This window comes from Nitrospina gracilis 3/211, assembly GCF_000341545.2.
GTDB classification, from domain to species: Bacteria; Nitrospinota; Nitrospinia; order Nitrospinales; family Nitrospinaceae; genus Nitrospina; species Nitrospina gracilis.
Window position 1 is genome coordinate 972945 of the sequence record NZ_HG422173.1, and the last position, 10852, is coordinate 983796.

Here is a 10852-nt window from a genome sequence, read left to right on the forward strand (position 1 = left end):
GTATACTACCCGAATTGCAACCGGCCCCCTTCGGTCCTGCCGGGACCCCGGAAACCAAACCAGTTTGAAAAACGGAAGATACACGAAGCCAAATACGAGTCGGAACCCTATCATGATCCAAACTTTCATCGACAAAACACCTCAAGTTCATTCCTCCGCGTGGGTTGCGGACAACGCCCGGGTGATCGGCGATGTCGTCATCGGCGAATCCAGCAGTGTCTGGTTCAACGCCACCGTCCGCGGGGACATCAATCACATCCGCATCGGCAAGCGCACCAACATTCAGGATGGATGCGTTCTGCATGTCGCCCGCAAAACCCTGCCGCTCATCATCGGTGACGAAGTGACCGTCGGCCACAATGCGGTTCTTCATGCCTGCACCATACAGAACCAGTGCCTGATCGGTATGAGCGCAACGGTCATGGACGGTGCGGAGGTCGGCGAAAACAGCATCGTCGGTGCCGGCGCGCTGGTGACCCCCGGTACCAAAATCCCGCCGCGAAGCCTTGCCGTCGGTTCGCCCGCGCGGGTGAAGCGCGAATTGACGGACGAGGAAATCCGCAGCATCCGCGAGTCCGCCGCGCATTACGTTGCGGACCTCGAACATTATTTCGAGTGACCGGCTTCTTCCAAGGTGCAAGCCCATGCAAGCTAACCTCGCAGTCATCGGTGGCAGTGGCGCTTATCACCTGTTGACCCGGAACCTGCTGGGCGAGGAAGCTTCCTGTTCATCGAAATCCACCCCGTTCGGCGAAAGCGCCCCTCTGCATGAATTCCGTTTCGGCGAAACAACGTTTCTGTTTCTGTCCCGGCACGGAGAGACCGACTACTCCCTCACCGCACCGTTTGTCAATTACCGTGCCAATATTTACGCGCTGAAAGAATGCGGGGTGCAACGCATCATTGCGTGGAGCGGACCCGGAATCATCAATCGTGCCTACCGTCCCGGCGAGTTCGTCCTGCCTCACGATGTGATCGACGAAACCCGTAACCGCGAATCCACATTTTTTAAGGGCCGGGGAGTGGGATTCATCCGTCAAAGCCATCCCTTCTGCCCTGAGGTGCGCGACGCCCTGCACGAAAGCATGCATCTCTCGGGGTTGACCCACCACGATAAAGCCGTGTACGTGTGCACGCAGGGGCCGCGGCTGGAATCGCCCGCCGAAATCAGAAAATTCCGCATTGTCGGTGCGGACCTTGTCGGCATGACGCTGTGCCCGGAGGCGTTTCTGGCGCGCGAGCTCGAAATCTGCTACGCGCCGGTCTGTTACCTCACCAACTACGCGGAAGGTGTGGTCGAGCGGGATTTTAAAAAAGGGGAACTGTTCGAAGGCATGCAAAGCAGTGAAGAGAAGACGCAGGTGGAGGCGGCGGTGCAGCGTTTCCCGTCCATTATCGCCGGGGCCTTCACCCAACTGATGGATCGGACCCCGCAGTGCAACTGCCCGCACGCTCTCCAACGTTACCGGGACAAGGGCATGATCGGCGACGACTGGCGCGAATGGGTGGGCCCACCCTGATGCCCTTGTTCGCTCAGGGGAATCGCAGGGGTATGGGATCCGGGTTGTATTTCAAGAGTTGATTCCGGTGTTTGAAGTAAGCCGGGTGCCAGGGGCGGCTGGTCCGTGCAAACACCCGCGCACGGGGTCCTTCAAATATTTTCACCCAGCCCGGGGTTTTTTCCAGTTCCCGGTTCTCTTTGCCGGTCAGTATGATCTCGTGCGGATAAAATTTCAGAAAATACTGCCAGCCCTGCCAGCCTTTATGAAACACCATGTTCTGCCTGACCAGCTTCGGCTCGTACACGGTCCAGTAGCGTCCATCGCTGGAAACTTTTGAATGTGGAAGGTGGAAAATAACGTACTGGCCCCAGTTGGTCGGCACCAGGATATTGCCATGGATGCGATTCTCTTTCAGGAAACGCACGGCGTGGATCGGAAAGTATCCCGGGTCCACCTTCAATTCGAATCCCGTACGCTTGAGTTTGAATGCCTGCACGTTTACCTGGAACGCCGCGAAGGCAATGATGATCACGGCCATCAGGGCGTGGGCCAGGCGCGGCAGGGCAGGGGAGAAAGAGGTGCGTGAACGGAAACGGCCCATGATCGCCGCAAGCTGCAGGGGCAGGTACGGCGTCATCAGCAGCCCCGTCAACACCGTATGGCGCACGTGCTTGATGCCGAAGTAAATCCCGAACAGAATGATCGCCACCTCCCACCAGCGTTTGGGTACCGGGAAAAGCAGGGTTGCTGCAAACAGCAGGACCATGATTTTAAAATGCAGGTGGCTGGCATCGAACAGGTTGAGACCGTACCATTCCGTCACGTCGCGTGCCTGCGGGATGGTTTTCAGGAAAAAGGTGAGCAGGTCGATGCCGTAGGGATTGACCAGCATCGCGAGACAGGACCCGACCCACGCGGCCAGCAGGTATTTCCAGTTCGATCCCCCGGTGAACGCGTTGCGTATTGTTTCCACCGCCACGATCATCGAGAAGATGCCGAGTCCGGCCACCACGCCGCCATGACAGTTCACCCACAGCACGAACACGGGTGGAATGAGGATCAGCGCGCTCCGGTTGCCATCGAAAAAATCATAAACGAGGTATAGGAGGGCCGGCAGGAAAAAATACGTCGCCAGTTGCGGGCGCATTGCGAAGCCGAACGCCAGCACGTGCGTCAGCAGGATGAAATGAAGCGCGTATGCAAGAAGGTTGTTCGAGCGTGAAAAGTAAAGGTCGGTCAGAAGGTGGATGATCGACAGGCCAAGCACGAGGCGAAACATCAACAGGCCGGAGGAACCCCACGCATCGTACAGGAGGTAGAACACCACTTCCATCAGCCATTCGTGGTTGATCCACGGGCCTTGGGACGTGTAGGCGTACGGGTCGGTGAGGGGAATTTGCCCGGAGTTCCAGATCTCGCCGCCGTAGGTGATGTGGCCGAACAGGTCCGGGTCGGCGTACACAAAGGTGAACGCATTCAACGCGTAAGCGTAAACGAGGACCTGAACGAGAGGACGATAGAATCGGGAGTAATCCATTGTCGGTGTGTTTCGATTCGGGTTTTCGATCGGCAGGCCGTCGCGGTTCGCCCGGTGCGCCACGCCGCCGGTTTCGGGCGACGGTGCTTTATCTTACCGGAAACATCATCCTGAAAACACCATCGATTCTGATTTCAATCCGTGTCCGCAAGCATGTAAACTAAGCGCAAAAATTTTGGATCCCAACCGGCGGGCGACCGCTTTGGGATTGCATCCCGGGAGACACCGATGAAAGACTGCCCCTGCGGGCTCGATTCCCCGTACACCGACTGTTGCGGCCGGTTGATCCGCGGATCGGGCTACGCCGATACGGCCGAAGACCTGATGCGTGCCCGCTACAGCGCGTTCGTCATGAAGGAATGGAAGTTCCTCGTCAATACCTTGTGCGCCGAAGAGCGGGCGGACAAATCCCCCAAAGATTTTGAAGAAGGGCTGGGCCCCGTCACGTGGCGACGGCTGGATGTGCATGGTTCCCGGAAAGGGGGCGTCGGCGACGACACCGGCACCGTCGAGTACGTCGCGCATTTCACCGAAGACGGTGCGGACAAATCCCTGCACGAGACCGCGTCCTTTGTAAAAGAAGCGGGGCGGTGGGTGTACAGTGAGGCCAAGTCAAAATCGCACGTGCATGCCGAGGGACAAAGTTGCGGCCACGAACCCGCCGAGCCGAAGAAACCCTTCGTCCGCGACCAGCCGAAAGTGGGCCGGAACGATCCGTGTCCCTGCGGCAGTGGAAAGAAGTACAAGAAATGTTGCAGCAAGTGAGCACGGGATAGGCCATGCCCGGATTCGGCTGGAACATTCCCCTGCCTTACATCACCGGCGCGGTGTTCCTGGTTTTTCTTTTGGCGTTTGTGGTGTCGCCGTTCAGCCCGCGCTGGGAGAACATCCTGTTCAAAACCGGCGCCGCCCTGTTCTGGGCCGTCCTCGCCCTGTGGGCCATCAAGGGCCTCCTGCACGCGTTCTTCCAGAATTAAAAACCGGGTTTCTTTTGCGTGTTTTATGGATGAGCGTTATTTTCGCTGCGCGAGTTCTTCCGGCAGGCGGTCGAAGCGGCGCCGGGCGCGCTCGTGTTTTTCCTGCTGGGCGGCGATGCGGTCCAGCAGCTCCTGCCGGGCCTGGAGTTCTTTCAGCTGATCGATCAGGTATCCCAGATGATCGGGTGTGGGTTCGTAGCGAAATGTCATGACACTTCCTTCCCCCCTTTGAAGGACGAGGTCTTGAGGTGGGAGGCGGGGAGCCTCCGTGAGACAGAAATATTATCATAATATTGAAAAATAAGGAGTTGTTTTATTGCTGGGGCAAATTTTCGGCCCTCCTATCCGGCCTGAAACAGGGGGTGTGGCGGGAGAGAGCGTATTTAAGGGAGTTTGAGGAGGGGCCTCCTTTCAGCATGGATGGGAACGGGTGTTCAGCCGTCCCCACCCGGAAATGCCCCTTAACATGGGAAGAATTCCGAACCCATCGGTCAGCGGCAATGCAATATTTATTTAAAACATTTCTGGTTGGTATCGGATTTTCTAAAACCAATGACCTTTCCCTGTAATGAGAATTAAATAATTCCATGCCAGTCTCAATCCCTTTTTGACCAATTGCATCTCAATCCAAGTTGGTAACAGAATTTGATACATACGGGAATGAAATGAAATCGAAATCTTTTATCCTGGCAGGTTTGCTGTTCGGAATGATTTTGGCCGGTCCCACTCACGCCGCCTCACTGGACGTGCCACACCCGCGTTACGGTTTGAGCTTCGGCAATTCGGAGACGTTTCACGGACTCAGGTTCAACCTCGCAGACGAAGACGTGAAGACGGTTCGCGGCATGAACTTCACCGTGTTTAACTGGGACGCCCATTACGAACAGCCGTACACGTTGACCGCCGACCGCATCGACGGCCTCGCGCTGGGATTGATGGGCCCGCGCGCCCGGGAGATCAACGGCCTCGCCCTCGGCTGCTGGCTGACGAACGTGGACACCCTGCGCGGCATCAACATTGCGCCTATTCACGTGATCGGCGGTACCAACACCGGGTTCACCTTCAGCCTCGTGCACACGCTGAGGAAAATGAACGGCATCAGCATTGGCATGGTGAGCAATATCGAAAAGGAATCGAACGGCATCCTCATCGGCCTGCTGTACCTCACCTCGCCCAAGGTCAACGGGCTGGTGATCCAGGGCCTGTTCAGCGGGAAGGTCCGGGAAATTCGTGGCGTGTCGCTGGAGTGGGGCAGTCTCGCCTTTCTCGCTTCCGGCATCCTCGCCGGACTGGCTGTGGGCCCGGCTCCAGAGGCTACGGCGTCGCCTTCGTTTTCCCCCGTGGGATCGAAAAAACTGACGGGCCTGATGATCGGCGGTTACAACCTGGTCGAGGAACAACAGGGTGTTCTTCTGGGCCTGTTCGGCAACAGCATCAAGAAGGGTTCGGGATTGCAGGTCGGCACGCTGTTCAACACGGCGGAATCGTTCGACGGCGTGCAGATCGGTTTCATCAACCACATCGAGGAAAACCCGTTTCTGTTTCGCTGGATGCCGGGCATCAACTTCCACTTCGGCGGCGACGAAGAAGAAACCAAATGACCCGCCCTCGATTCTTCCCTTTCTATTTTTCCTCCTGTTCACACTCTTTTTTGGTTTGATAATACGGAAATTGCATGACTGATTGCGTTTTTCAGGAACATTAAGAGTCCGGATTTTTGGAATCCCTGATATTATTTGAAGGAATTTTGAATTGGGAGTGAGACATGAATTGGAAACGCGTAATGGCAACGGTGACGGTGAGCGCTTTGGTTTTCTCCGGCTGTGCGAGCTCCGGTGCGCAGGGTCAGGGAAACGTGAAGCAGATGACCATCGGCACCGTGCAAAGCGAGATCAAGATGGGTATGTCGGCGGCGCAGGTGGCGGAAGCGCTGGGTTCGCCCAACATTGTCACCACCGACGAAAAGCGGCGCGAGGTGTGGATTTACGACAAGGTGTCCTCCAACCGCGTGGACACCAGCAGTTCGGCGTACGGGACCCTCATCATTCTTGGCGGGAGCACCCGTTCCGGTTCCAGCACCAGCACGCAAAAGACCATGACCATCATCATCAAGTTCGATGAAAACAAAATGGTACGGGACTTTGCCTACAACTTCACTCAGTTCTGATTCCTCTCTTCCCCGCCGCGCCCGGCTCTGGTGCGTGTTTTTGATCTGCGCGGTGATGGGAAGCGGATGCGTCACCCGGGTGGATGACCCGGCGACGCTGTTCAACCTCACCCCCGAAAGCGCGCAACACCGCGCCCTGCAAACCCGTTATTTTGAAACCACCGACGAACAGGCGCTGCTCTCCGCCTCCGCCGCGGTGCTTCAGGACCTCGGCTTTCAGGTCCAGGAAAGTGTGCACGACCTCGCCCTGCTTCGCGCCTCCAAGGAACGGAGCGCTTACGAATACGGACAGCACATCACCCGCTTTTTCATGGCCGCGCTGGGTGCGTTCGGGCAAACCATCATCCTGGTGCCCATCGACCTGCACCAGAAGATCGGCGCGACACTGGCGATGCGTCCCGTGGATTCGCAGGGCAAACGCTATTCCGTCCGGATCACCTTCTACCGCGTCATCTGGGAAAGCGACGGGCAAAGCGGCGATCATTATATCCCTCCCGGCAGTCAACGGATGGAAATGATCCACGACGCGACCATTTACCAGCAGTTCTTCGCCAAATTATCCAAAAGCGTGTTTCTGGAAGCTCACAAAATTTAGAACGAGGACCGTCATGCGCCCACGACCTTCTGTCATTTTATTAGCGTTCCTGTTGCTGACCCTGACGGCCTGCGGACCCCGCGCCGTGCCCACGGAACTGCTGGCGCCTTCCGCCCAGCAGTTGAAACTGCGCAGTTTCCAGACGCGTAGTTTTGAAGTCAAAGACCGGCAGGAAGCGGTGCGGGCGGTGATCGCGGCGCTGCAGGATCTGGGTTTCATCGTCGAACGGGCGAACGGGCCTCTGGGACTCGTCACCGCCGGCAAGTTCGCCGAACCCAGCTACGTGGACCTGATTGAACTCACGGTCACCGTGCGGCCGAAGACGCAGACGCAAATGGAGTTCCGCGTGAACGCGGTGTTCAACACCAAGCCCATAGAAGACCCCAAGGTGTACCAGAACTTTTTCACCGTTCTGCAACGGGCGTTGTTCGCCAATCCGCAAGGATGACAGGATGAGTATCCACTGGTATTCAAACCGCCGCGTGTTTTCCATGATGGTTGCGGCGTTTGTGTTTTCCGGTTGCGCCATGTACTCGGTGGAGCGGCAATGGAACTCCAAGGGCCAGATCCTGATGTCCGAGGCCAGCCAGGTGAAACTGCGATCCCAGCAGACGCAGGTGTTCGACACCACGGACCGGGATGGAGTGATGCAGGCGGTGGTCGCCACCCTGCAGGACCTCGATTTCACGCTGGAGGTGGCGGATCAGGAACTCGGCGTGTTCTCGGCGAGCAAACTGCACCACGACGGCAACGACAGCAACAAGGATATTTACTACACTTTGTATGACGGCGACGAACTGTTGATGTTCGCGCGGAATTACCGGACGTGGGGACCCTTCCAGCACCGGCGTGACCTGGTGCGGCTCACCGTCACCGTGCGGCCGAAAAGCGCCTCGCAATTGATGGTGCGCGCCAGCATGCAGTACGACCTGCGGGCGGTCGAGGATCCCGTCATCTACCAGAAATTTTTCAAATCGCTCCGCCAGTCGATGTTCCTCTCCTCCAATCAATAGCGGTATGCCCGCGACATTCCTTCCTTAATTTTTTAAACAGAGGTGATGAGGTGTTGCTCAACGCGGCCGCGCGCAACGGAACCCGGCGAAAGGAAGCCGGTCTTCCGGGTCGGCGGGAGTGCGGTCGGCGGGACGCACGCCGGTGGAATAATTCACCCACGAACCGCCGCGCATGATTTTCATTCCGTCCCGGCCGGAAACCCTGGGATTGCGACGCGGCCCTTTCCGGTAGGCGTCGTAGGCGTAGTCATCCTGCACCCATTCGTATACATTGCCCGCCATGTCGAACAGACCGTATCCGTTCGGCGGAAACGATCCTACCGGCGCGGTGTGTTCGTATCCGTCCTGAAACTGGTTTTCCTTCCAGCGTTCGTCGCAGGCGGCGTCGCAGAAATTGGCTTTGCCTGATTCCATGCGGTTGCCCCATTGGTAGATGGTATTGACGCCGCCCTTCGCCGCCTTCTCCCACTCAGCCTCGGTCGGCAGGCGTTTGCCCACTTTGCGGCAGTAAGTATCTGCTTCCTGCCATGTGACGTTTTCCACGGGCAGGTTGTCGCCTTTGAATTTTGACGGATTGGCGCCCATCACTTTCTTAAATTCGGCCTGCGTCACTTCGTGGGTATCGATCTCGTAGGTGTTGAGATGAATGCGGCGCGGCGGTGCTTCGTCGCGGAACCATTTTCTCTCGCAGTGGTCGTTGTGCTCGACGCACAGGCGAAAACCGATCTGCGGGTTTCCGCCCTGTACGAACTCGCCCGCCGGGATGAGGGCCATGCCGGGGGAGGCTCCGCCTTTACCCTGCGCCTGGGCGCAGGGCGCTATTGCGAACATCAAAAACAGGACCACTCCCGAAATCGAAAACCGCTCGTAAAAAGGTGAGAGTTTGCTGGTATCCATACCGTCCGGTTTGGGGTTGCGTGCAGGGGTTAAAATCAGGCAAAGCCATTGGATATTATACCCGTTGCACGAAGGTGGAAAAACCGGAACAAAACCCGATCCGTCTGCATCTTAAATTATGGGAACCCTCAAGCGGAAAAGAGAAGAAGACACCGATCGAGGTTTCTAAAGGAAAGGAGAGGGTGTCATGATTGCGGTCGAAAAACTGGGTGAGAACCGCGTGTCCCTGACGTTGCCGGAGAAGATCGAGGCCAGCGATTTTCCCGCCGCCGCGCCGGAGGTGGATGGACTGATTGAACGGTACGGGCACATCCGTCTTTTGCTCAACCTGGCATCGCTTCGCCGCTGGGACGGATGGCAGGCGCTCAAGGAACACATTTCATTTGTGCGTGCGCATCATCAGCATATTCAGCGCATCGCAGTGGTGGTGGGTCCCCTTTGGCAGAGGATTGCCGTGCGCGTAATGCGTGTCATTCTACATGCGCGGGTGCGCGTGTTTGAAGTGACGGAGCTGGAGGCGGCCCGCGCCTGGCTGCAGGGAGACGGCGGTAAATAATGGAGAAACCGGTGGCACGGTCATGAACGTGCAACGTTTGTTGATCGTAGCCGGCGTGGTGTTGCTTGCGGTGGGACTGCTGTGGCCGTGGATCGGTAAGCTCGGCCTCGGCCGCCTGCCCGGCGACATCACCATCCGCCGCGACAACTTCAGTTTTTATTTTCCCCTCACCACCTGCATCGTGCTGAGCGCAGTGGCAACGTTGATCTTCTGGCTGTTCCGAAAATGACCCGGGGGGAAACCGAGTTTGCCTTCCGAACCGCGCATCTCCTTAGCCTTTGAAACGCGACCAGGCCGACTCGATCCCCGTTTTCAGTTCGTTCCATGACTTGTCGAGCCCGGTTTTCATATCCTCCCACGCGCCCTCGCTGGCCGTCTGTACGTCTTTTAATTTCGCCTGCATGTCCGCCTTTTTCTTCCGCATCGCTTCCACTTCATCCAGGTATTTCATCTGCGCTTCCGCCTCTGCCTGGTTGGCCTTGGCCTTCAGCTTGTCGATGTCCGCAGAGACCTCATCGAGTTTGGACTGCATCCAGTTGATGTATTCTTCCTTCTTGCCCATTTGCATCTCCTTTTTTATTTTCCACTATACGTTTCTGTGGATTGAGATGCAGGAAACCCATGCCGCGTTGCAAAAATCGGGAATCGAAAGTATCTGAATTTGCTCGTGAAAGGGAATGTAATTTTGTTGACTTGCCGATACCCGGTTTTCACAATTGACCGCGGGCGGGATCCGGAATTAATGTAAGAGACTACTTAATTTTAAGGGAGGTGGACGATGGAGTTGCAAAAGAGGGGAGCGGCGGCTTTCACGTGGCGGTGGATCGGGCTGGCTGCGCTCCTGCTGGGGCTGGTGGCGTGTGGCCATTCGCATTCCCACGGCGGCAAACGTTACTGGAGTGCGGACCGCGACCAGTGGCAGAAACCGGAAGCGGTGATCGCCGCCCTTCAACTGCAACCCGGCATGGCCGTCGCCGACCTCGGTTCCGGCACCGGTTACTTCACGCACCGGCTCGCGGGGGCGGTGGGTGCGGGTGGACGGGTGTATGCCGTCGATGTCGACCGCGACCTGCTGGCGGAAGTGGGCCTGCTCGCGCGGAAGAAAAACCTTAACAACGTCCAGCTGGTGCGCGCGGCCAAACACGATCCCCAGCTCCCCGAACCGGTGGACATGATTTTTTCCTCCAACGTTTACCACCACCTCGAAGACCGCGCCGCGTATTTTGAAAGCGTGAAGAAGTATCTGAAACCCGGCGGGCGGGTGGCGATTCTCGATTTCCGCGAAGGCGCGTTCCGTCACTTCACGCGGCGGGCCACGATGATCGAGGAGTTCGAACTGGCGGGATACGCGCTGGTGGAAGAACACACCTTCCTGCCGCGGCAGAACTTTCTGGTATTCGAGCCGCAAACCCCTTAACGCTATTCACATTCCAGATTCATCGGGCCCCTTTCCCGGGAAGCGTACCGGACTGGCGAGCCCGGACAGCGCCCGGTTTCGGGTTCCATTTGCATTCCGCATTGGGAAATAATTCCCTCCCTTTCTTTGGGTAGCCGGGAACCCTTTAAAATTCAATGCCAAAAAATTTAAAAAATCGGTTGACAGGAACT

General features: G+C 57.3%; 17 protein-coding genes. 12 read left to right on the forward strand and 5 right to left on the reverse strand.

All coding sequences use genetic code 11. The annotated features are described in order from the left end of the window. Positions 1 to 112 precede the first annotated feature (112 nt). A complete protein-coding gene (locus TX82_RS04545) occupies positions 113 to 619 on the forward strand; it encodes a gamma carbonic anhydrase family protein (RefSeq protein WP_005007542.1) in 507 nt (168 codons plus the stop codon). Between the two features lie 25 nt (positions 620 to 644). Then, positions 645 to 1520, forward strand: coding sequence for an MTAP family purine nucleoside phosphorylase (locus TX82_RS04550; RefSeq protein WP_005007545.1), 876 nt, complete (start codon positions 645 to 647; stop codon positions 1518 to 1520). A gap of 13 nt (positions 1521 to 1533) precedes the next feature. Here TX82_RS04550 and TX82_RS04555 read toward each other — a convergent pair whose 3' ends face one another. Then, entirely contained in the window at positions 1534 to 3039 is a 1506-nt protein-coding gene (locus TX82_RS04555; protein WP_187291909.1) for a hypothetical protein, read from the reverse strand. Between the two features lie 228 nt (positions 3040 to 3267). Between TX82_RS04555 and TX82_RS15955 the strand changes: the two genes are divergently transcribed. Together TX82_RS15955 and TX82_RS04565 are read left to right on the forward strand one after the other, a co-directional pair. Further along, positions 3268 to 3804 carry a YchJ family protein gene (locus TX82_RS15955; protein WP_005007549.1) on the forward strand — a complete coding sequence of 179 codons (537 nt, stop codon included), beginning with the start codon at positions 3268 to 3270 and terminating at the stop codon, positions 3802 to 3804. Positions 3805 to 3818: 14 nt separating this feature from the next. Continuing rightward, positions 3819 to 4016 (forward strand): hypothetical protein, encoded by a 198-nt coding sequence (locus TX82_RS04565; protein ID WP_005007551.1) that lies wholly within the window; start codon positions 3819 to 3821, stop codon positions 4014 to 4016. A 36-nt stretch (positions 4017 to 4052) separates the two neighbouring features. Here the strand turns inward: TX82_RS04565 and TX82_RS16170 are convergent, their stop codons facing one another. After that, entirely contained in the window at positions 4053 to 4226 is a 174-nt protein-coding gene (locus tag TX82_RS16170) for a hypothetical protein (protein ID WP_005007553.1), read from the reverse strand. A gap of 455 nt (positions 4227 to 4681) precedes the next feature. On the opposite strand from TX82_RS16170, the gene TX82_RS04570 reads away from it, so the two are divergent. From TX82_RS04570 to TX82_RS04590, 5 genes are all read left to right on the forward strand, one after another. Beyond that, positions 4682 to 5617 carry a hypothetical protein gene (locus TX82_RS04570; protein ID WP_005007557.1) on the forward strand — a complete coding sequence of 312 codons (936 nt, stop codon included), beginning with the start codon at positions 4682 to 4684 and terminating at the stop codon, positions 5615 to 5617. A 164-nt stretch (positions 5618 to 5781) separates the two neighbouring features. Continuing rightward, positions 5782 to 6183, forward strand: a complete 402-nt coding sequence (bamE, locus tag TX82_RS04575) for an outer membrane protein assembly factor BamE domain-containing protein (RefSeq protein WP_005007559.1) — start codon at positions 5782 to 5784, stop codon at positions 6181 to 6183. A gap of 34 nt (positions 6184 to 6217) precedes the next feature. Next, a complete protein-coding gene (locus tag TX82_RS04580) occupies positions 6218 to 6778 on the forward strand; it encodes a hypothetical protein (RefSeq protein WP_222822965.1) in 561 nt (186 codons plus the stop codon). Between the two features lie 13 nt (positions 6779 to 6791). Next, complete coding sequence (locus TX82_RS04585; protein ID WP_005007562.1) at positions 6792 to 7226, forward strand: hypothetical protein; 435 nt, start codon at positions 6792 to 6794, stop codon at positions 7224 to 7226. 4 nt (positions 7227 to 7230) lie between these two features. Beyond that, on the forward strand, positions 7231 to 7791 hold the full coding sequence (locus TX82_RS04590) for a hypothetical protein (RefSeq protein WP_005007564.1): 561 nt from the start codon (positions 7231 to 7233) through the stop codon (positions 7789 to 7791). A 57-nt stretch (positions 7792 to 7848) separates the two neighbouring features. Here the strand turns inward: TX82_RS04590 and TX82_RS04595 are convergent, their stop codons facing one another. Next, on the reverse strand, positions 7849 to 8688 hold the full coding sequence (locus TX82_RS04595; protein WP_005007565.1) for a formylglycine-generating enzyme family protein: 840 nt from the start codon (positions 8686 to 8688) through the stop codon (positions 7849 to 7851). Positions 8689 to 8875: 187 nt separating this feature from the next. Between TX82_RS04595 and TX82_RS04600 the strand changes: the two genes are divergently transcribed. Next, positions 8876 to 9244, forward strand: coding sequence for a SpoIIAA family protein (locus tag TX82_RS04600; RefSeq protein WP_005007567.1), 369 nt, complete (start codon positions 8876 to 8878; stop codon positions 9242 to 9244). Positions 9245 to 9266: 22 nt separating this feature from the next. Beyond that, the gene (locus TX82_RS04605) at positions 9267 to 9473 is read left to right on the forward strand and encodes a DUF2905 domain-containing protein (protein WP_005007570.1); all 207 of its coding nucleotides are present in this window, start codon (positions 9267 to 9269) and stop codon (positions 9471 to 9473) included. Positions 9474 to 9515: 42 nt separating this feature from the next. Here the strand turns inward: TX82_RS04605 and TX82_RS04610 are convergent, their stop codons facing one another. Next, positions 9516 to 9806 carry a sll1863 family stress response protein gene (locus tag TX82_RS04610; protein WP_005007573.1) on the reverse strand — a complete coding sequence of 97 codons (291 nt, stop codon included), beginning with the start codon at positions 9804 to 9806 and terminating at the stop codon, positions 9516 to 9518. 216 nt (positions 9807 to 10022) lie between these two features. Between TX82_RS04610 and TX82_RS04615 the strand changes: the two genes are divergently transcribed. Further along, entirely contained in the window at positions 10023 to 10661 is a 639-nt protein-coding gene (locus tag TX82_RS04615; protein WP_005007575.1) for a class I SAM-dependent methyltransferase, read from the forward strand. A gap of 6 nt (positions 10662 to 10667) precedes the next feature. Here TX82_RS04615 and TX82_RS16480 read toward each other — a convergent pair. Beyond that, a partial coding sequence (locus tag TX82_RS16480; RefSeq protein WP_222822966.1) for a hypothetical protein occupies positions 10668 to 10852 on the reverse strand: 185 nt, incomplete at its 5' end.

Excerpts from the sequence above, each read along its gene's own strand:
- TX82_RS04550 (WP_005007545.1), top strand. The coding sequence starts at position 645 with ATGCAAGCTAACCTCGCAGTCATCGGTGGCAGTGGCGCTTATCACCTG.
- TX82_RS04565 (WP_005007551.1), top strand. The coding sequence starts at position 3,819 with ATGCCCGGATTCGGCTGGAACATTCCCCTGCCTTACATCACCGGCGCG.
- TX82_RS04615 (WP_005007575.1), top strand. The coding sequence starts at position 10,023 with ATGGAGTTGCAAAAGAGGGGAGCGGCGGCTTTCACGTGGCGGTGGATC.
- bamE (WP_005007559.1), top strand. The coding sequence starts at position 5,782 with ATGAATTGGAAACGCGTAATGGCAACGGTGACGGTGAGCGCTTTGGTT.
- TX82_RS04570 (WP_005007557.1), top strand. The coding sequence starts at position 4,682 with ATGAAATCGAAATCTTTTATCCTGGCAGGTTTGCTGTTCGGAATGATT.
- TX82_RS04610 (WP_005007573.1), bottom strand. The coding sequence starts at position 9,806 with ATGGGCAAGAAGGAAGAATACATCAACTGGATGCAGTCCAAACTCGAT.
- TX82_RS04585 (WP_005007562.1), top strand. The coding sequence starts at position 6,792 with ATGCGCCCACGACCTTCTGTCATTTTATTAGCGTTCCTGTTGCTGACC.
- TX82_RS16170 (WP_005007553.1), bottom strand. The coding sequence starts at position 4,226 with ATGACATTTCGCTACGAACCCACACCCGATCATCTGGGATACCTGATC.
- TX82_RS04545 (WP_005007542.1), top strand. The coding sequence starts at position 113 with ATGATCCAAACTTTCATCGACAAAACACCTCAAGTTCATTCCTCCGCG.
- TX82_RS15955 (WP_005007549.1), top strand. The coding sequence starts at position 3,268 with ATGAAAGACTGCCCCTGCGGGCTCGATTCCCCGTACACCGACTGTTGC.
- TX82_RS04600 (WP_005007567.1), top strand. The coding sequence starts at position 8,876 with ATGATTGCGGTCGAAAAACTGGGTGAGAACCGCGTGTCCCTGACGTTG.
- TX82_RS04595 (WP_005007565.1), bottom strand. The coding sequence starts at position 8,688 with ATGGATACCAGCAAACTCTCACCTTTTTACGAGCGGTTTTCGATTTCG.
- TX82_RS04605 (WP_005007570.1), top strand. The coding sequence starts at position 9,267 with ATGAACGTGCAACGTTTGTTGATCGTAGCCGGCGTGGTGTTGCTTGCG.
- TX82_RS04590 (WP_005007564.1), top strand. The coding sequence starts at position 7,231 with ATGAGTATCCACTGGTATTCAAACCGCCGCGTGTTTTCCATGATGGTT.
- TX82_RS04555 (WP_187291909.1), bottom strand. The coding sequence starts at position 3,039 with ATGGATTACTCCCGATTCTATCGTCCTCTCGTTCAGGTCCTCGTTTAC.